The sequence below is a fragment of the Mycobacterium sp. NPDC048908 genome, assembly GCF_043197955.1.
Classification (GTDB): domain Bacteria; phylum Actinomycetota; class Actinomycetes; order Mycobacteriales; family Mycobacteriaceae; genus Mycobacterium.
Window position 1 is genome coordinate 106629 of sequence record NZ_JBICUE010000014.1, and the last position, 19100, is coordinate 125728.

General features: G+C 65.7%; 15 protein-coding genes. 6 read left to right on the forward strand and 9 right to left on the reverse strand.

What is annotated here, in order from left to right; translation table 11 throughout:
- Nucleotides 1-6: 6 nt before the first annotated feature.
- Together ACGFK1_RS27175 and ACGFK1_RS27180 are read right to left on the reverse strand one after the other, a co-directional pair.
- Nucleotides 7-924, reverse strand: coding sequence for a transporter substrate-binding domain-containing protein (locus ACGFK1_RS27175; protein WP_393436892.1), 918 nt, complete (start codon nucleotides 922-924; stop codon nucleotides 7-9).
- Between the two features lie 111 nt (nucleotides 925-1035).
- Nucleotides 1036-1368, reverse strand: coding sequence for a DUF732 domain-containing protein (locus ACGFK1_RS27180; RefSeq protein WP_393436895.1), 333 nt, complete (start codon nucleotides 1366-1368; stop codon nucleotides 1036-1038).
- Nucleotides 1369-1580: 212 nt separating this feature from the next.
- On the opposite strand from ACGFK1_RS27180, the gene ACGFK1_RS27185 reads away from it, so the two are divergent.
- The 6 genes from ACGFK1_RS27185 to ACGFK1_RS27210 all read left to right on the forward strand — a co-directional run bounded on the left by ACGFK1_RS27185 (nucleotide 1581) and on the right by ACGFK1_RS27210 (nucleotide 8216).
- On the forward strand, nucleotides 1581-2171 hold the full coding sequence (locus ACGFK1_RS27185; protein ID WP_393436898.1) for an HdeD family acid-resistance protein: 591 nt from the start codon (nucleotides 1581-1583) through the stop codon (nucleotides 2169-2171).
- Between the two features lie 62 nt (nucleotides 2172-2233).
- Nucleotides 2234-3694 carry a cytochrome ubiquinol oxidase subunit I gene (locus ACGFK1_RS27190; protein WP_393436901.1) on the forward strand — a complete coding sequence of 487 codons (1461 nt, stop codon included), beginning with the start codon at nucleotides 2234-2236 and terminating at the stop codon, nucleotides 3692-3694.
- 12 nt (nucleotides 3695-3706) lie between these two features.
- Nucleotides 3707-4747, forward strand: coding sequence for a cytochrome d ubiquinol oxidase subunit II (gene cydB / locus ACGFK1_RS27195; RefSeq protein WP_393436903.1), 1041 nt, complete (start codon nucleotides 3707-3709; stop codon nucleotides 4745-4747).
- 23 nt (nucleotides 4748-4770) lie between these two features.
- Nucleotides 4771-6249, forward strand: coding sequence for an ABC transporter ATP-binding protein/permease (locus ACGFK1_RS27200; RefSeq protein ID WP_393436946.1), 1479 nt, complete (start codon nucleotides 4771-4773; stop codon nucleotides 6247-6249).
- Nucleotides 6242-7717 (forward strand): ATP-binding cassette domain-containing protein, encoded by a 1476-nt coding sequence (locus ACGFK1_RS27205; protein ID WP_393436906.1) that lies wholly within the window; start codon nucleotides 6242-6244, stop codon nucleotides 7715-7717. The genes ACGFK1_RS27200 and ACGFK1_RS27205 overlap by 8 nt, the downstream gene beginning before the upstream one ends.
- A 10-nt stretch (nucleotides 7718-7727) precedes the next feature.
- The gene (locus ACGFK1_RS27210; RefSeq protein WP_393436908.1) at nucleotides 7728-8216 is read left to right on the forward strand and encodes a DUF4190 domain-containing protein; all 489 of its coding nucleotides are present in this window, start codon (nucleotides 7728-7730) and stop codon (nucleotides 8214-8216) included.
- Here the strand turns inward: ACGFK1_RS27210 and ACGFK1_RS27215 are convergent.
- From ACGFK1_RS27215 to ACGFK1_RS27245, 7 genes are all read right to left on the reverse strand, one after another.
- Nucleotides 8213-9610, reverse strand: a complete 1398-nt coding sequence (locus ACGFK1_RS27215) for a bifunctional lysylphosphatidylglycerol flippase/synthetase MprF (protein WP_393436911.1) — start codon at nucleotides 9608-9610, stop codon at nucleotides 8213-8215. The two genes, ACGFK1_RS27210 and ACGFK1_RS27215, sit on opposite strands and share 4 nt — an antisense overlap.
- Nucleotides 9611-9628: 18 nt before the next feature.
- Nucleotides 9629-10498 (reverse strand): acyl-CoA thioesterase II, encoded by an 870-nt coding sequence (locus ACGFK1_RS27220; protein WP_393436914.1) that lies wholly within the window; start codon nucleotides 10496-10498, stop codon nucleotides 9629-9631.
- 15 nt (nucleotides 10499-10513) lie between these two features.
- Nucleotides 10514-11932, reverse strand: coding sequence for a pyruvate kinase (gene pyk / locus ACGFK1_RS27225; protein WP_393436949.1), 1419 nt, complete (start codon nucleotides 11930-11932; stop codon nucleotides 10514-10516).
- Between the two features lie 26 nt (nucleotides 11933-11958).
- Nucleotides 11959-13467, reverse strand: a complete 1509-nt coding sequence (locus ACGFK1_RS27230; RefSeq protein WP_393436917.1) for a glutamate synthase subunit beta — start codon at nucleotides 13465-13467, stop codon at nucleotides 11959-11961.
- Nucleotides 13460-17989, reverse strand: coding sequence for a glutamate synthase large subunit (gene gltB / locus ACGFK1_RS27235; protein WP_393436919.1), 4530 nt, complete (start codon nucleotides 17987-17989; stop codon nucleotides 13460-13462). Before gltB ends, ACGFK1_RS27230 begins: the two co-directional genes overlap by 8 nt.
- Nucleotides 17990-18070: 81 nt before the next feature.
- Nucleotides 18071-18478 (reverse strand): DUF2752 domain-containing protein, encoded by a 408-nt coding sequence (locus ACGFK1_RS27240; protein WP_393436922.1) that lies wholly within the window; start codon nucleotides 18476-18478, stop codon nucleotides 18071-18073.
- Nucleotides 18468-18917, reverse strand: a complete 450-nt coding sequence (locus ACGFK1_RS27245) for a TM2 domain-containing protein (protein WP_393436925.1) — start codon at nucleotides 18915-18917, stop codon at nucleotides 18468-18470. The genes ACGFK1_RS27240 and ACGFK1_RS27245 overlap by 11 nt, the downstream gene beginning before the upstream one ends.
- Between the last annotated feature and the right edge of the window lie 183 nt (nucleotides 18918-19100).

The following is a 19100-nucleotide window of genomic DNA, read 5'->3' on the forward strand; positions in this document are numbered from 1 at the left end:
CCAGCGTCAATTGATCGCGCCGTTGATCACTGGCTTGTCGATAACACCCTTTTCGACACCCCAGTTCGTGGCGATCTGCTTGTATTGGCCATTCTCGATCAAATGCTCGAGTGCCTGCTTGAGTGACTGCGCCAACGGCGAGCCCTTCTTCACGGGCCAGCCATACGGTGCGGCGTCGGCGATCTCGCCTGCGGCCTCGAGCTTGCCGTTGCTCTGCTTGATGGCGTAGAGCGTCACCGGCGAGTCAGCTGACATCGCGTCGGCCTGGCCGAGCACAACGGCGTTGGTGGCCGCGTCCTGGCCGTCGAACTTCATGATCTCGATTGCCGGCTTGCCTGCATCGGTGCACGCCTTGCTCTTGGCAGGCAACTCGTCGGTCTCCTCTGTCGTCGTAGCCTGCACCGCAACCTTCTTGCCGCACGCGTTGTTGGGATCGATACCCGCGCCTGGCTTTTGGGCCCACAAGATGCCTGCCGAGAAGTACGTGACGAAGTCAACGGTCTGCTCACGTTCCTTGGTGTCGGTGAAGGACGACATGCCGACGTTGAACGTGTCGCCCTGAATCGACGGGATGATCTTCGCGAAGTCCGCCTCGCGGAACTCCGCCTGCAGCCCGAGTGTCGCCGCGATCGCGTTCATCAGGTCGACGTCGAAGCCGACGACCTTGCCGCTGGGATCCTTGAACTCGTTTGGCGCGTACGGAATGTTGACGCCGACGACCAGCTTCCCTGACGACTTGATGGCCTCAGGCACAGTGTTGGCGATCGCATCGACCTTCTGGGCGTTCACCGCCGTGGTGGCCGTCGTCGGCCCGGCCTCTTCGCTCTTGCTCGAGCATCCCGACAGCACAAGGGCGCTGCTCGCAGCAAACACCGCCGCGATGCGCCAGAACTTCTTTGGTCCGCTTTGACATCCAGCTGACACGGTTGCCTCTACTTTCTGCTTCGTGGATCCGGCGCGCAGCACCGGTACCGGAACAGTAGTAGAGACCTAACGCGCTGGCAGGAGAACGGAAGCCAGCGATCAAGCTGTAACTCAGCCCCAGGCTTGCGGGCAGTACGTCGGGACCGCCCCCTGGATGAACGTTTCGGCCTGAGACTCGGTCCAGCCCTGATCTTTCATCAGTCGGTAGCCGACCTTCCACACCGACCCGCCCTGGCGTCCCATGTCGAGACAGAACCGCTTGGCGGTCCGGATGATGTCCGTTCTGTTCTTGAACGGCACGCCCTTGGCATCGAGGTAATCGAGGAATTTTGCGTCATAGACCGGGTCCGCATTCGCTGGGGCGATGGACACGGCCGCGCCGACCGCGATGAAAAGGGCCGCAACGAGGCAGCCTGTAGTGCGGCCAATCGCCGAATTCGTCATCCTCACTCCTTGTTTGCCCATGGGGATTGACCAGCTGTGCTGAACGGAACGTTTCGTCTGCTCATCGTAGCGAACACGTTTATCGTTACTGCATTCTCGTTAGCGCAGCGCTGTCGGTCTGCATTTGCGATCGCACTCGCAGGCCCTTTGCGTGAAGCGGAACAATTGGCGAAATGCGCGTCAATTTGCGCCGGTTATGCCACACTTCGGCCATGGAAAGTCCTGCTCCTCCCGCAATGCTGCAGCATCTGTGGAAGTCCGCCCTGCTATCCGGCATTCTTGCGGTGATTCTCGGCGTTCTCGTGCTGGCGTGGCCAGGCAAGACGATCGTCGTTGCGGCCATCTTCTTCGGCGCCTACCTATTGGTCACCGGTATCGCTCAGGTGATATTCGCGTTCGCCTTGCACGTGTCGGCAGGCGGACGGGTTCTGTTGTTCCTCAGCGGCGCGGCGGCGCTGATTCTGGCCGTGCTGTGCTTCCGCAGCCTGGCGGACTCGATTCTGTTGCTGGCCATCTGGATCGGGGTCGGGTTCATCTTCCGAGGGGTCGCGACCGCCGTTTCGGCGATCAGTGATGCGACGCTGCCCGGCCGAGCATGGGAGATCTTCATCGGCGTGATCAGCCTGATCGCCGGGGTGGTGATGCTCGCATGGCCGTTCGAGTCGATCGCCACCCTCACCTTCGTGGTGGGCGTCTGGTTGGTCGTCATCGGGGTGTTCGAAGTGGTGTCAGCGTTCGGCATCCGCAAGGCCAGCAAGGAGTCGACTCCCACGGTCGCGACGCCCACCGACACGGTGAGCTAACGCACCTTTCGATCTACTACTCTCCGTCGTAGTCTGGTGCTACAGCCACGGAAGAGGGTCGCATGGACGCGCTGGACGTATCACGGTGGCAGTTCGGCATCACCACCGTCTACCACTTCATCTTCGTCCCGCTCACGATCGGGCTGGCCCCGCTCATCGCAGCGATGCAGACCGCGTGGGTCATCACCGGCAACACCGGCTGGTACCGCCTGACGCGATTCTTCGGGAAACTTTTCCTGATCAACTTCGCGATGGGGGTGGCCACCGGGATCGTGCAGGAGTTTCAGTTCGGGATGAACTGGAGCGAGTACTCGCGCTTCGTCGGTGACATCTTCGGTGCGCCGCTGGCGTTCGAGGGGCTGGTCGCGTTCTTTTTCGAGTCGACGTTCCTCGGGCTGTGGATCTTTGGCTGGAGTCGGTTGCCGCGGATGGTGCACCTCGCGTGCATCTGGATTGTCGCGGTGGCCGTCAACGCCTCGGCGTATTTCATCATCGCGGCAAACTCGTTCATGCAGCATCCGGTGGGCGCCAAGTTCAATCCGGAGACCGGCAGGGCCGAGCTTGTCGACTTCGGCGCGCTGTTGACCAACAACACCGCCATTTGGGCGTTCCTGCACGCGGTCACCGGAGCGTTCCTCACCGCAGGGGCGTTCGTCGCCGGGGTTTCGGCGTGGCTCATGGTGCGCTCACGCCGGCGACCCGAGCAGGCCGATGAAGCGCTGACCATGTACCGGCCCGCCACCATCGCGGGCTGCCTCGTCGTGCTGGTGGCCGCGGGTGGGCTCTTCTTCACCGGCGACTTCCAGGGCAAGCTGATGTTCGTCCAGCAGCCGATGAAGATGGCGTCCGCGGAATCCCTGTGCCACACCGAAACCGACCCCGACTTCTCCGTCCTGACCATCGGCACGCACAACAACTGCGACAGCGTCTCCCACGTCATCGAAGTGCCGTACGTGCTCCCGTTCCTGGCCGAGAGCAAGTTCGAGGGCGTCACACTCGAGGGCGTCAAGGACCTACAGCAGTCCTATGAACAGAGATTCGGCCCTGGCGACTACCGACCGAACCTTTTCGTGACATATTGGGCGTTCCGCGCCATGATCGGATTACTGGCCGTCCCAGTCGCTTTCGCGCTGCTGGCGTTGTGGCTGACGCGTCGCGGCCGAATCCCCGACCAGCGCTGGTTCGGGTGGTTCGCCATCGCCACCATTCCCGCGCCGTTTCTCGCCAACTCGTCCGGCTGGGTGTTCACCGAAATGGGCAGACAGCCTTGGGTTGTGGCGCCCAACCCAACCGGTGATCAGATGGTGCGGTTGACGGTGCAGCAAGGCGTGTCCGATCACACGGCGGGCATGGTCTTCTTCTCGCTTGCCGTCTTCACGTTGCTCTACGGCGCACTGGCGGTCGTCTGGTTCTGGCTGATGCGGCGCTATGTGGTCGAGGGTCCGCTCGAGCACGACTCCGAACCCGCCCCGCCTGTGTCACCGGAGTCCGACGACGTGGCTCCCCTGTCCTTCGCCTACTGAGAGGACGACATCGTGGGACTTCAGCAATTGTGGTTCGTCCTGATCGCAGCGCTGTTCCTGGGCTTTTTGATCCTCGAGGGATTCGACTTCGGGGTCGGCATGCTGATGGCACCACTCGGCGCGGCAGGTGATGGCGATCCCGAAACCCGTAGGCGCGCAGTGCTCAACACCATCGGACCGGTCTGGGATGCCAACGAGGTGTGGCTGATCACCGCGGGCGCGTCAATGTTCGCCGCGTTCCCGAACTGGTACGCGACGCTGTTCTCGGCCCTGTACCTACCGCTGTTGGTGATCCTGTTCGCGATGATCCTGCGCATCGTCGGCATCGAATGGCGCGGCAAGATCGATGACCCGACGTGGCGGGCACGCGCCGATGCAGCGATCGCGATCGGATCGTGGTTGCCGGCGCTCCTGTGGGGTGTGGCGTTCGCAATTCTGTTGCGCGGCTTGCCCATCGACGCCGACCATCGCGTTCACCTTGCCATCGGCGACGTCCTCAACGCGTACACGCTGCTCGGCGGACTGGCCACCGTCTCATTGTTCGCCTTCTACGGCGCGGTATTCATCGCATTGAAGACGGCCGGTCCGGTGCGCGACGACGCGTTCCGATTCGCGCGGTTGTTGTCCGCGCCCGTCGTGGTGTTCGCGGGCGGATTCGCGCTGTGGACGCAGTTGTCTCACGGCAAGGCGTGGACGTGGCTGCCGTTGGCGGTCGCGGTCGCCGCGCTGCTGAGCGCCGTCGCGCTGATGTGGGCTCACCGTTTCGAAGGGCTCGCCTTTCTGGCGATGGTCGTGGTTATCGCGGCCGTGGCCGTGCTCGTGTTCGGGTCGATGTATCCCAACCTGCTGCCGTCCACGCTCAACCCGGACTGGAGCGTGACCGTCGCCAACGGGTCCTCCACCCCGTACACGCTGAAGATCATGTCGTGGGCATCACTGACGTTGCTGCCGCTGGTGATGATCTACCAGGGCTGGACTTACTGGGTGTTCCGCCGCCGGATCACCGCCGACGCGATACCGGCGTCCATCGGACTAGCGAGGCGGTCGCGCTGAACCTGCTCCAAGCCTCCGGCGCGATGCGGCGCTTCCTTGTCGCATCGGTGGCCTGCGGCGTGGTGATCAGCGGTGCCACCATCGCGTCGGCCGTGGTGCTTGCGGACATCGTCGCAGGCGTCATCACCGACCAGTCCTCCCGCACGGTGGCGCATTGGGCAGGGCCGCTGTGGATGCTCGCGGCGCTATGGCTGATCCGCGTGGTCGCGCAGTGGCTACAGGGCAGGCTGTCACAACGAGGCGCGACGGCCGTGATCGCCGACCTGGCCGGCGAAGTACTGGGTCGCGTCACCGCGCTACCGCCGCGCGAACTTGCCCGGCACCGTGACGCCGCCGCCACGCTGATCACCAGGGGGCTCGACGGGCTACGCCCCTATTTCACCGCCTACCTTCCTTCGCTGTTCCTCGCAGGCATCCTCACCCCCGCCGCGGTGGTGGCGATCGCCATCTACGACTGGCAGTCCGCGATCGTCGTCGTGATCGCGCTGCCGCTGATCCCGATCTTCATGGTGCTGATCGGGTTGCTCACTCGCGACAGGTCCGCTGCCGCGCTGGCGGCGATGACCACGCTGCAGTCGCGCCTGCTCGACCTGGTGGCGGGCATTCCCACCCTGCGGGCACTGGGCAGGGTGGGTGGATCCGCACAGCGGATCGCCGAACTCGGTGCCGCCCATCGGCGCTCGGCGATGTCGACGTTGCGCATCGCGTTCCTGTCGGCACTCGTGCTCGAACTGTTGGCCACCCTTGGCGTCGCGCTGGTCGCGGTCGGGGTCGGATTGCGCCTGGTGTTCGGCGACATGACACTGGCCGCCGGCCTGACCGCGCTGCTGCTGGCACCCGAGGTGTTCTGGCCGCTTCGTCGGGTCGGCATGGAATTCCATGCCGCTCAAGACGGAAAGACGGCCGCCGACAAAGCATTTCAGTTGCTCGACTCACTGCAGCGCCAACCTGCCGAGCCGCCCTCGCTCAACCTCCAGCTGGAACCAGGGGTGGTCACGGTGCTGACCGGACCCAACGGCGTCGGCAAGACCACGCTGTTGCATCACATGCTGGGACTCGATTCCGCGCAGCCGCAGCCGTGGTGGAGCCAGGTGGCGTGGCTGGCGCACCGTCCCGTACTGATACCCGGCAGCGTGCGTGAGAACCTCGAGTTGTTCGGGCCACTGACCGACGTCGAGGCCGCCTGCCGCGCCGCGGGCTTCGACGAGGTGCTGGCAGTGCTGCCGGACGGTCTGGACACCGTTCTGGGCCGGGACGGCGACGGCTTGTCGCTGGGTCAACGCCAACGGCTCGGGCTGGCGCGGGTGTTCGGTTCTGCGGCCACGGTGCTGCTGCTCGACGAGCCGACATCTCATCTGGACGCACGGATGGAAAACCGGGTGCTGCAGGCCATCGTCGCTCGTGCCCGCGCCGGGGCGAGCGTGCTCGTGGTCGGTCACCGCGAGCCGGTGTTGGCGATAGGCGACCGAGTGGTGCACATGGGGAGCCTGGCCGATGTTTGAGTTGCTGCGTCCCAGGTTGCCCCGGCTGCTGCTGGCCGTCGCGCTGGGCGTGCTGTCGCTGGGCAGCGCGCTGGCGCTGGCCGGGGTGGCGGCGTGGCTGATCACCCGCGCCTGGCAGATGCCGCCGGTGCTCGACTTGTCGGTGGCGGTGGTGGCGGTGCGCGCACTTGGGATCTCGCGCGGTGTGCTCGGCTATTGCCAGCGGCTGGCTGCCCACGACACGGCGCTGCGAGCCGCGGCGGACACACGTGAAAGCTTGTACCGGAGGCTGGCCGATGCGCCTGCCAAGGTCGCGATGCGGTTGCACAGCGGTGAACTGGTGGCGCGCATCGGCGCATCGGTCGATGAGCTGTCCGACGTGCTGGTGCGCGCGGTGTTGCCGATCGCCGTTGCCGGTGTGCTTTCGGTAGCCGCCGTCGCGGTGATCGCGGCCATTTCACCCGCCGCGGCGCTGGTGCTCGCGATCTGCCTGCTGTTTGCGAGCGTGGCCGCGCCGTGGTTGGCCGCGCGCGCCGCCACCGCTTCGGAAGATGTGGCGGCTCAGCATCATTCGGACCGTGACGTCGCGGTGATGCTGGCGCTCGACCACGCGCCGGAGTTGCGGGTGGCCGGTCGGCTCGACGAGGTCATCGCCGAAGCAGCACGCAGACATAGCGCGTGGGGTGCTGCTGCCGACAGGGCCGCCGCACCGGCAGCCGTTGCCGCCTCCGTACCGACTGCGGCCCTTGGGGTCAGCGTGCTCGGCGCCGTCGTCACCGCGATCGGAATCGCCGACACGGTCGCGCCGATGACCGCGGCGATACTGATGCTGTTGCCGCTGTCGGCGTTCGAGGCCACCACCGCACTGCCCGCGGCGGCAATACAACTCACCCGCTCCCGGCTGGCGGCCCTGCGACTGCGCGGCCTAACGGTCGCCGACGACGACACGCGGACAAGACCGCGGGCGACACCCATCCGTGTGCCACCCGGCGGTCGGCTCGCTGTCACCGGACCGAGCGGCGCCGGTAAGACCACGCTGTTGATGACGATGGCCGAAACCCCCTCGGATGAAGCATTTTTCGCGGAAGACGCACATCTGTTCTCGACCACCGTGCGCGACAATCTGCTTGTCGCGCGGGGCGACGCCGGCGACGACGAGTTGCGAAATGCGCTGTGCCGGGTCGGGCTTGGCGACTGGCTCGACGCGCTGCCTGACGGCCTTTCGACCGTGCTGGTGGGTGGAGCGGCGGCCGTCTCGGCGGGACAACGCCGACGCCTGCTGTTGGCCCGGGCATTGATCTGCCCGGCGCCAACAGTGTTGCTCGATGAACCGACCGAGCACCTCGACGCCTCCGACAGCAGCCGCCTGTTAACCGAACTCCTCACCCCCGGCGCGTTTTTCCCGCCCGACCGGACCGTGGTGGTCGCCACCCACCACTTGCCGGACGAGGTTGTCTGTCCGGTCTTGAATCTCAGCTCCGACGAGTAATCTCACCGGCATGAGCGAATCGCCGCCGCCACCGCCACCACCTCAGTGGGGGCCATATCCGGGCTACTACCCGCCGCCGCCACCGCAGCCCTACGCCGGCTACGCGCCACCGCCGATGGCGCCGAAAAACAGCCTCGGCATCGCGGCGCTGGTGGTCGCGATCGTCGGCTTGGTGCTCTGCTGGTCCGTTGCCGGCGGTGTGGTGCTCGGCCTGGTGGCGGTGATCCTCGGCATCGTCGCGCGAGGGCGGGTCAGGCGCGGCGAGGCCACCAATGGCGGCGTGGCAATCGCCGGAATCGTGTTGGGAATCTTGGCGATCGTGATCTCCCTGGTCTTCATTCCGATCTGGTACGGAATGTTCAGAGAGGTCGGCGGCTCAGATTACGTCGAGTGCGTGTCCAAGGCGGGCTCCAATGAGCAGGAGATCCAGAAGTGCGCCGACCAGTTCCGCGAGCGCGTCGAGAACCAATTCTCGGTGACGTTGACCCCGAGCCCTTAGCTCAATCGGCGACGGCGGGGCATGAATTCCAGCGACAACAGCACGATCAACAGCGGAAGAGTCTGGGTCAGCGACACCATCACATAGCGACGGTCCCCGAGCGCGCGGAATTTGCGCAAGTAGCGGTACAGCGACTCGAGCGCTATCAGCGCGTCCCCGAGGTGGATCGCCGTGTAGATCAGGCTCGATATCTTGCCGCGGTTCTTGTCGTCGAAGATCTCGGGGAACGCCGCGAAGGCCAGCGACAGCCGCTGCGCACCCCGGTCGCGGGCCCACGCGATCATGTCCACCGACAGCCGTTCGTCGATGCCGTTGGGTGCACTGCGGCGCCGCCATGGCACGTCGAGTGACACCTCACCGCCCCGTCCGGCCGTCGCGTACCGGTGGAAACCCTGCACCCGCCCATCCCTGTCCCGGGCAACGATCAACCAGACACCGGGATAGCGACCCTCGAGGGCACCGTCGAGGCACATCGAGAATCCGCGTTCGACCCGCGCGCCCTTCGGCGACGCCAGCAACACGTCGCTCAACTCGGCGAGCATGCAGGCGTCGAGCCGCTGTTCGGACACCACCTCGGTGGTGATGCCGAAGTTGTGGGTGCGCTTGACCGCCTGACGCAGGTTGCGGTACTTGCGCCCCACCATGTCGAAGGCGGCCACGTCGATGACGACGTCGCGACCGATCGGCACCGCCCGCAGCGACTGGCCGAGCACCGTCGCGTCCGCCCACAGCTCCAGCCGCCGCTGGCTGCAGCCGAGCACCACGATCCGCCAGCCGCGCGCATGACACATCGCGGCGAAGTCGGCGACTAGCTCGGCGTACCGGTCTTCATCGCCGACAGGGTCGCCGCTGACCACCGCGTAGCCGATCCGGGTGCGGTACGCGATGGCCGCCGCGCCGTCCGAACTGAAGTGGTAGCACTTCTTCTCCTGCATCGCGAACGGTGCGAGCGGGTCGCCGGTCGTCGCATTAACCAGAGCCCAAATCCGTTGCTGGTCAGCGGGATTCGGCCGCGCCGCGGTCGGCCACATCAGCAGCGCACCGGCACATGCGATGAGGAAGTTGCCGAGGAGGTCGAACACCAGCATGTGTGCGCCCAGACCGGCAAGTGTTGCGGCCAACGCGAACCAAGCGTGCGCCGCGGTCACCGGCCTGCCGAGAAAGATGCCGCGGGCGATGAGAGCCACTGCGGCCAGCACGGTCAGCGACCACGCCAGTCGGCCCGCGGCGTGCCAGTCGCGGTCATGGTCACGGGTGAGCAGAAGAACCAACCAGCAGAACAGGCTGAGCACAGCCAACGCGCCGATCCAGCGGGCGGCAGGCGAATCGACGTGGACGACGACACGCTCGCGGGCCCACAACCGTGGCGCGATGTTGACGCGTGAATCGCTCACAGCAAAAGGTTACGCCCGCTACCTGTTTGCGCCGGGGAAATACTTGACGATGCCTTCCTGCACGACGCTGGCCAACAGCTGTCCGGACCGGTCGAAGAAGTGTCCGGTGCCAAGGCCACGCGAGTCGGCCGCCACCGGAGAAGACGTCGAGTACAGCACCCATTCGTCGAACCGCACAGGGCGGTGGAACCACACCGAATGGTTGGTGGTGACGGCGAAAATCCGGTCGTAGCCCCACGACAGCCCGTGCGTGGTGATGATCGAGTCGAGCACAGTGGTGTCGGACGCATACACCAGCGCAGCGCAATTCAGCACCGGGTCGTCGGGCATCGTCCCCTCGGCCTTCATCCATACCCGGTTGTAGGCGAGCCTGTCCCCCTTGTCGCGCATCACCCAGGTCGGATCGTTGGTGTAGCGCCAGTCGATCGGCCGCAGCGCGTTGACGAAGTGCGGCACGACGTCTTCGTACCCGCGCAGCAAATCGTCGACGGGCGGCACCGACTCTGGGTCGGGCAGCTGGGGCGCTTCGATACCGTGCTCGATGCTGCGACCGCCGGCCAGGTAGGCGATCATCGCGCTGGTCAGCAGCTGGCCGTTCTGCATCACGTCCACCCGGCGGTTGGCGAACCGGCGCTCGTCGCGCAGCCGCACCACGCGGAACTCGAGATCCTTGTCAGGGTCGCCGCCCGCGATGAAATGCGCCGAGACACTGGCGGGCGGCAGCTTTTCCGACACGGTTCGGCTGCCCGCGACGAACGCCTGCGCCAGCATCTGCCCGCCGAACGTGCGCACCGGGTTCTTGCTCGGATGCGCACCCACGAACAGGTCGTCATCGATGCGGTTGAGGTCGAGCACCGCCAGCAGCTCCTGGAAATCTGCTGTCGACACTCCTACCTCCTGTGGCTAGACGTCTTCCTCCCCGATCCGGTGCACATGGATCAGATTGGTGGAGCCTACTGTGCCGGGCGGGGCGCCAGCCACGATGACCACCAGCTCACCGCGCTTGTAGCGGCCGAGTTCCAGCAACGACTTGTCCACCTGCCGGATCATCTGGTCGGTGCTCGTCATGTGCGGCACGATAAACGTTTCTGTGCCCCACGTCAGCGCCAGCTGGCTACGCACCTCGGGCAGCGCGGTGAACGCCAGCACCGGCAACGGGGTGTGCAACCGCGCGAGCCTTCGCACGGTGTCGCCCGACTGCGTGAACGCGACGAGCGCCTTGGCGTCCAGCCGCTCACCGATGTCGCGGGCGGCATAGGAGATGACGCCGCGCTTGGTGCGGGGCACATGCGCGAGGGGCGGAGCGGCGACCGAGTTTTCCTCGACCGCGGAGATGATCCGGGCCATCGTCTTGACGGCCTCCAGCGGATACTTGCCCACCGAGGTCTCGCCCGAGAGCATCACCGCATCGGCACCGTCGAGCACCGCGTTGGCGACGTCCGACGCCTCGGCACGCGTCGGACGCGAGTTCTCGATCATCGACTCCAACATCTGAGTGGCGACGATGACGGGTTTGGCGTTCTCCCTTGCCATTTGGATGGCCCGCTTCTGCACCAGCGGTACTTCCTCGAGCGGCAGTTCGACGCCGAGATCCCCACGGGCCACCATGATCGCGTCGAATGCCAGCACGACTGCCTCGAGATTGTCGATGGCTTCCGGCTTTTCGAGCTTGGCGATGACAGGCACCCGTCTGCCGACGCGGTCCATGATCTCGTGCACCAACTCGATGTCGGCAGGCGAGCGGACGAACGACAGCGCGAGCAGGTCGACGCCGAGTTTCAGGGCAAACTCGAGATCCTCGATGTCCTTGTCCGACAGCGCGGGCGCGGAGACATTCATGCCCGGCAGCGACATGCCCTTGTTGTTGCTGACCGTACCGCCTTCGGTGACGGTGCAGACCACGTCGTTACCGTCGATGCGCTCGACGAGCAGGCCCACGTTGCCGTCGTCGACGAGCACCCGGTCTCCCGGCGTGGCGTCCTCGGCCAGTCGCTTGTAGGTGGTCGACACCCGGTCGTGAGTGCCTTCGCAATCATCGACGGTGATCCGCACGGTTTCACCGTTGGCCCAGAAAATGGGGCCGTCCTTGAACCGGCCGAGCCGGATCTTGGGGCCCTGCAGATCGGCCATGATGCCGACCGCGTGCCCGGTCAGGTCGGAGGCGGCCCGAACCCGCTTGTAATTGGCCTCGTGGTCGGCGTAATCACCATGGCTGAAGTTGAGCCGTGCGACGTCCATCCCGGCTTCAACCAGCGCCTTCAAGGTCTCGTCGTTGGCGGTGGCCGGGCCGAGCGTACAGACGATCTTTCCGCGTCTATTCACGCCGAGAAGCATAGTCGTGAATCGGTTCAGATGACGGCCAGCGGGAGCGCTCCTGGCTTGACCGGTTCCGGCAGGTCCGACTCCCCCATCAGGTAGGTGTCGACCGCGTGCGCGGCGCTGCGGCCCTCGGCGATGGCCCACACGATCAGGGACGCCCCGCGGTGCGCGTCGCCGCAGACAAACACGCCGGGGGCGTCTGTCTGCCAATCCGATCCGCATGGCAAAGCGCCGCGCCGATTGAGTTCCAGTCCGAGGCCGTCCAACAGTGGCATGTGTTCGACGCCGTCGAAGCCGATCGCCAGCAGTGCCAATTCACAGGGAATCTCAAGCGACTCCCCGACCGGTGTGATGCGCCGGTGGCCGTCGGGATCGCGTTCGACCATGACCTCGGCGATCTCCAGCGCGCGCACGTGGCCGCGTCCGTCGCCGAGGAACCGCTTCACCGCGACCTCGTATTTCCGGTGGCCGCCTTCGGCGTGTGCAGGCGAAAGCCGGGTGCGCAGCACGATCGGCCACATCGGCCACGGCGAGCGTGATTCGTCGCGATACTCCGGTGGTTCCGGGTTGTAGTCCAGTTGGGTCACCGACGCAGCACCCTGCCGGTGCGCGGTGCCCAGGCAGTCGGCGCCGGTGTCCCCGCCGCCGATGATCACGACGTGCTTGCCCTTGGCCGAGATCGGGCTGGGCCCGCCACCCTCGCACTCCCTGTTGGCGGGCACCAGGTGCTCCATCGCGAGGTGCACACCCTCGAGGTGGCGGCCCTCGACGTCGTTGTCGCGTGACCTGAGCGCACCGACGGCCAGCACAATCGCGTCGTAGGAGTTCCTGAGCTGTTCGACGGTGACGTCGACACCGACTTCCGTCTCGGTGACGAACCGGGTTCCCTCCGCCCGCATTTGGGCCAGCCGCTGGTTGAGCGTGCGCTTCTCGAGCTTGTACTCGGGAATGCCGTAGCGCATCAGGCCGCCGATGCGGTCGTCACGTTCGTATACGGTGACGTCGTGGCCCGCCCTGGTGAGTTGTTGTGCGGCAGCCAAACCCGCGGGACCGGAACCGACGACGGCGACCTTCTTGCCCGTGGTGATCGCGGCGGGCTGCGGTTCGACGATGCCGTCCATCCAGGCCTGGTCGGCGATGCTCTGCTCGATCCTTTTAATGGTGACGCTGCCGCCGGTGTGCTCCTCGGCGATGGACAGCACACAGGCCGCCTCACACGGCGCCGGGCAGAGCCTGCCGGTGAACTCCGGGAAGTTGTTCGTGGCGTGCAACCGCTCGCTGGCCGCATCCCAACGGCCCCTTCGGACCAGGTCGTTCCACTCGGGAATCAGGTTGCCCAGCGGACAGCCCGCAGAGCCCGAGTGGCAGAACGGAATTCCGCAGTCCATGCAGCGGCGGGCCTGCTGCGACACCTCGCCCGCCCGCTCGTGCGGGTCCTGCAGTTCGTAGACCTCGCGCCAGTCGCCGACGCGTTCATCGACGGGCCGCTTGGCGGCCTCGACCTTGGGCACTTCCAGGAATCCGTGCGGATCAGCCACGGCTGGCCTCCATGATCGCGGTGTCGACGTCGCGCCCCTCGGCCTTGGCCATCCGCGTCGCCTGCAGTACCCGCTGGTAATCGGTGGGCATGACTTTGGTGAATTGCGCGCTGCGCCGCGGCCAGTCGGACAGCACCGACTTGGCGACCGTGCTGCCGGTGTAGCCGGCGTGCTTGGCGATGACGCCGTGCAGCCATGTCAGGTCCTCCGGTTCGAGGCGCTGCAACTCCACCATCTCGGTGTTCACCTTGCTGGGGTCGAGGCCGAGCACGAACGCGATACCCCCCGACATGCCTGCCGCCATGTTGCGACCCGTCTTGCCCAGCACGACAACCCGGCCGCCGGTCATGTATTCGCAGGCGTGATCGCCGACGCCTTCCACGACGGTCAGGGCACCGGAGTTGCGCGCGGCGAACCGCTCGCCGACCCTGCCCCGCAGATACAGCTCGCCGGACGTCGCGCCGAACAGCAGTGTGTTACCGGCGATCACGTTGTCCTCGGGCAGGAACAGCACATCGTCGGGCGGCCGGACGATCACCCGACCACCCGAAAGGCCTTTGCCGACATAGTCGTTGGCGTCACCGATGAGCTCCAGCGTGATACCTGGCGGCAGGAATGCACCGATGGACTGCCCGGCCGATCCGGTCAGCGTGACGTGGATGGTGCCCTCGGGCAGGCCCTGCGCGCCGTAGCGGCGGGTCACCTCGGACCCGAGCAACGTGCCGACGGTGCGGTTGACATTGCGCACGGGCAGCTCCAGGTGCACCGGATGCGCGTCTTCCAGCGCGCCCTCAGCGAGTTGAATCAGCGTGCGGTCAAGGGCTTGGTCGAGCCCGTGGTCCTGTTCGCGCGTGCGACGGCGCTGACTCTTGTCCGCGGGCACGGCGAACACCGGTGCCAGGTCGAGGCCCCTGGCCTTCCAGTGCGCGACACCTGCGGCCGTGTCGAGCATCTCTGCGTGACCGACGGCTTCGTCGATGCTTCGGAACCCGAGTTCGGCCAGATAGCGCCGGACGTCCTCGGCGATGAACCGGAAGAAGTTCTCGACGAATTCCGGTTTGCCGTTGAATCTGGCTCGCAGTTCCGGGTTTTGGGTGGCGACACCCACCGGGCACGTGTCGAGGTGACAGACCCGCATCATAATGCAACCGGACACCACCAGCGGTGCGGTGGCGAAGCCGTATTCCTCAGCGCCGAGCAGAGCGGCGACGATCACGTCGCGCGCGGTGCGCATGCCGCCGTCGCACTGCACGGTGATGCGGTCCCTCAGCCCGTTGAGAACCAACGTCTGCTGGGTGTCGGCAAGGCCGATCTCCCACGGCACGCCTGCGTGCTTGAGGCTGGTGAGCGGCGCCGCGCCGGTGCCGCCGTCATGACCGGAGATCAGCACGACGTCGGCATGCGCCTTGGACACGCCGGCGGCGACGGTGCCGACCCCGATGGAGCTGACCAGCTTGACGTGGATGCGGGCCGTGTCGTTGGCGTTCTTCAGGTCGTGAATCAGCTGAGCGAGATCCTCGATCGAGTAGATGTCGTGGTGCGGCGGCGGGCTGATCAGTCCGACGCCCGGCGTCGAGTGTCGGGTCTTGGCGATGTTGGGATACACCTTGAAGCCCGGAAGTTGGCCGCCTTCACCAGGTTTGGCGCCTTGCGCCATCTTGATCTGGATGTCGGTGGCGTTGACGAGGTAGTCGCTGGTGACACCGAACCGGCCGGATGCGACCTGCTTGACGGCACTGCGCCGCTTCGGGTCGTACAGTCGCTCGACGTCCTCACCGCCCTCACCGGAGTTGGATCGCCCGCCGAGATTGTTCATCGCGATCGCCATGGTCTCGTGGGCTTCGGCGGAGATGGAACCGTAGCTCATCGCCCCGGTGTTGAAGCGGGTGACGATCGACTCAACAGACTCGACCTCGTCCAGCGGAACGGGTTGCTTGGACTTCTTGAAGTCGAACAGGCCCCTCAGCGTGCCGCCTTCCCTGGACAGGCGGTTCACTTCGTCGGAGTACTGCTTGAAGATGTCGTGCCTGCCGGTGCGGGTCGAATGCTGCAGCAGGAACACGACTTCCGGGGTGAACAGGTGCAATTCGCCCTCGCGACGGAAGGCGTATTCACCACCGACCTCGAGCCTGCGGTGTACGCGCTCGGTCGGGTTCTCCGGATATGCCCGGCGATGCCGCTGCTTGACCTCGTCGGCGAGCACGTTGAGGCTGGCCCCGCCCAATTGGCTTGGGGTGCCGGTGAAGTACTCGTCGATGACGTCCTTGTCGATGCCGACGGCCTCGAACGCCTGGGCCGCTGTATATGAGGCGACCGTGGAGATGCCCATCTTGCTCATCACCTTCATCACGCCCTTGCCGAGCGCGTTGAGGTAGTTGCGCACGGCGGTTGCGGGTTCGACGCCGGTGAGTTCACCTTCGCGGATCAGGTCCTCGATCGACTCGAATGCGAGGTACGGGTTGACCGCTGCGGCGCCGAAGCCGATAAGCATCGCGATGTGATGCACCTCGCGGGCGTCGCCGCTTTCCACCACGAGGGCGACGTTGGTGCGCTCCTTGGTGCGGACCAGGTGGTGATGCACCGCGGACACGGCGAGCAGCGACGGGATGGGCGCCCTGGTGTGGTCGGAGTCGCGATCCGAGATGACAAGTGTGCGTGCGCCTTTGGTGATCGCCTCGCAAGCGCGGTGCTGAAGCTCGTCGAGGGCCTCGGCAAGGCCTTCGCCGCCGCGTTCGACATCGTAGAGCGCTTTCAGCACGGTGGTCTTCAACCCGGGATGCTCGTGGTCGTCGTTGATGTGGACGATCTTGTTGAGTTCGTCGTTGTCGAGAACCGGCCAGTTGAGCACGATTTGGCGCACCGACGCGGCCGAGGGCTCGAGCAAATTCTGCTCAGGGCCCATGACGCGCGCCATCGAGGTGACGATCTCTTCGCGGATAGCGTCCAACGGCGGGTTCGTCACCTGGGCGAAGAGTTCGACAAAGTAGTCGTAGAGCAGCCGGGAGCGCTGGGACAGCACAGCCGTCGGGGTGTCCGTGCCCATCGAGCCGAGTGGCTCGGCGCCGGATGCGGCCATCGGGGTGAGCAGGATGCGCAGGTCTTCTTCGGTGTAGCCGAACGCAATCTGGCGTCGCACCACGGATTCGTGGTTGGGCGTCACACGCATCCGGTCGGGCAGCGTCTTGAGGTCGAGCAGCCCGGCGTGCAGCCATTCCGCGTAGGGTTCCTGCTTGCTCAGGTTTTCTTTGATCTCGTCGTCGGAGATGATGCGGCCCTGCGCGGTGTCGATCAGGAACATCTTGCCGGGCTGAAGCCTGCCCTTGGCGACGATCTCAGCGGACGGCACGTCGAGCACGCCGCTTTCGCTGGCGAGGATGACGCGGTCGTCGATGGTGCGCCACCACCGGCCTGGCCGTAAGCCGTTGCGGTCCAACACCGCTCCGACCAGCGTGCCGTCGGTGAACGTCACGCAGGCGGGACCGTCCCACGGCTCCATCAACGACGCGTGGAACTGCCAGAAAGCGCGTTCGTCGGCGTCCATGGTGGTGGCGTTCTCCCACGCCTCGGGGACCATCATCAACACGGCATGGGGCAGGCTGCGGCCACCGAGATGAAGGAGTTCGAGCACCTCGTCGAAGGATGCGGAGTCGGAGGCCTCGGGTGTGCAGATGGGCGAGAGCCTGCTGAGGTCACCGGAGATCCTCGAACTGGCGAGCATCGCCTCCCGGGCGTGCATGCGGTTGCGGTTGCCTCTTACCGTGTTGATTTCGCCGTTGTGCGCGACGAACCGGAACGGGTGAGCCAACGGCCAGGACGGAAATGTGTTGGTGGAGAACCGACTGTGCACGATCGCGATGGCACTGCGGCAACGTTCGTCCCGCAGATCTGGAAAGTATTGGGGCAGCTGCAATGTGGTGAGCATGCCCTTGTAGACAATGGTGCGGCTGGAGAGCGATGGGAAGTACACGCCGTTGCGTTCAGCGCGCTTACGAAGCGGGTAGACCCGGCGGTCGAGATCGATGCCGCCGATGTTGCCTTCCGCGGTAGTGACGAACAGCTGAGCCATATAAGGCATACAGCCGAGCGCAGTGACCCCGACTTCGGCCCCGTCGGGGTCGACAGGCACCTCGCGCCAACCGAGGACCTCAAGCCCCTCCTCGGAGGCGATCTCCTCGACGTGACGGCGAGCGGCGGCGCGAGCGTCTTGGTCCTGAGGTAGGAAGCAGATGCCCGCGGCAAAGGCGTTGCAGCCGTCCGCGGTGGCTTCGGGCAGTTCGAATTCGACGACCGCGGTGAGCAGTTCGATGGGCAGTTGGATGAGTATGCCGGCGCCGTCGCCGCTATTGGGCTCGGCGCCCGCGGCTCCGCGGTGTTCGAGATGTTCGAGGGCAATCAGACCGTCGGTGACGATGGCGTGCGAGCGGCGACCCTGGATGTCGGCGACCATGGCGACACCACAAGAGTCCGATTCGTTTGCAGGGTCGTAGAAGCCCTGAGGTTCTGGGAATGCCGAATACAGCATCGAGGCCACCTTCGCAGTCCGGGAAAATAATGCTCCGGGACTGCACCGGCCCGGTTGTCGAGTGTATCAGCGCGGGGGGAGCTAACCGGCGAGAAGCGTCGGGACCAGCGGGAATCCCGGCAAATTTCGTACCACCGTCCAAGTAAGTGTGGCAAGGACGAGGATGACGATCGCGGGCTTCGGCATCAGAGATTCGCCGCGCCGCCAGCGCACCAGTAGCCAGGCCGCCAGCAAGGGTAGGCCGACGAGGACGAAGACGTTGTCCATCACTGCGGCGGCGAAGTCGCCGTGCAGCACGTCGTGCGTCATCCGCAGGCCACCGCAACCCGGGCAGTTCCAGCCCGTCAGCGCCTTGAACGGACAAGGCGGGAAGCCGAAGTCCGAGCGATGGGGGTCGCCGAGACCGATATATGCAAGCGCACCTGTGAGCACGGCCCCGGCACCCAGTGCACCGTAGAGCCGCCCCCGGCTGACGGTGCTAGGTGCCATCGCGCAGCGGGCGTCCCTCCGGGTCGCGGACCTTGTCGGTGAGGATGAGGATCGCGTCGATGATGCCCCACACCACAGCGCCGATGCCGCATGTGACCAGTCCGATGATCAGCTGCGCGACTCCAAGTCCCGTGTAGCCCAGGTAGATGCGACCGATGCCGACCAGTCCGAAGAGCCCGAGCAATTGCAGTAGGCCCGCGACGGTTTTGGACTTTTCCGACAGCGGTTCACCCGTCATTGGATGTCTGCCGTACGGCGCCGCGGGATCCATGTATGCCGGCGGATAGGCGCCTGCAGGCGGCGGGTACTGGCCGGGCGGCGGGTACTGACCGGGCGGCGGCGGATATTGGCCCGATTGCGGCGGCACGTAACCCGGCTGAGGCGGCGGCGGCGGAAACGAATTGCCGCTCTCACTGCCACTGAACTGCGGCTCGGTCATGGCACCCAGCATGCCAGAGCAAGACCGCCCCTCGTAAGTAAGGAAACCCGCCAAATATCGACGCGCGGGCGGTGTCCATCAGAACGGCGGTGGTTTGTTGCGTTCGGCGATGCGGTCGTCGTTGAGGCGGCGTTCGGCTTCGATGCTGCGTTGGCGGTGGTATTCGCGAGTGTGCTTGCGACG

Bases quoted from the DNA above. Each gene is read 5' to 3' on its own strand.
- ACGFK1_RS27185 (WP_393436898.1), top strand. From the start codon at position 1,581: ATGGAAAGTCCTGCTCCTCCCGCAATGCTGCAGCATCTGTGGAAGTCC.
- ACGFK1_RS27240 (WP_393436922.1), bottom strand. From the start codon at position 18,478: ATGGCACCTAGCACCGTCAGCCGGGGGCGGCTCTACGGTGCACTGGGT.
- ACGFK1_RS27180 (WP_393436895.1), bottom strand. From the start codon at position 1,368: ATGACGAATTCGGCGATTGGCCGCACTACAGGCTGCCTCGTTGCGGCC.
- ACGFK1_RS27200 (WP_393436946.1), top strand. From the start codon at position 4,771: ATGCGGCGCTTCCTTGTCGCATCGGTGGCCTGCGGCGTGGTGATCAGC.
- ACGFK1_RS27245 (WP_393436925.1), bottom strand. From the start codon at position 18,917: ATGACCGAGCCGCAGTTCAGTGGCAGTGAGAGCGGCAATTCGTTTCCG.
- ACGFK1_RS27190 (WP_393436901.1), top strand. From the start codon at position 2,234: ATGGACGCGCTGGACGTATCACGGTGGCAGTTCGGCATCACCACCGTC.
- gltB (WP_393436919.1), bottom strand. From the start codon at position 17,989: ATGCTGTATTCGGCATTCCCAGAACCTCAGGGCTTCTACGACCCTGCA.
- ACGFK1_RS27205 (WP_393436906.1), top strand. From the start codon at position 6,242: ATGTTTGAGTTGCTGCGTCCCAGGTTGCCCCGGCTGCTGCTGGCCGTC.
- ACGFK1_RS27210 (WP_393436908.1), top strand. From the start codon at position 7,728: ATGAGCGAATCGCCGCCGCCACCGCCACCACCTCAGTGGGGGCCATAT.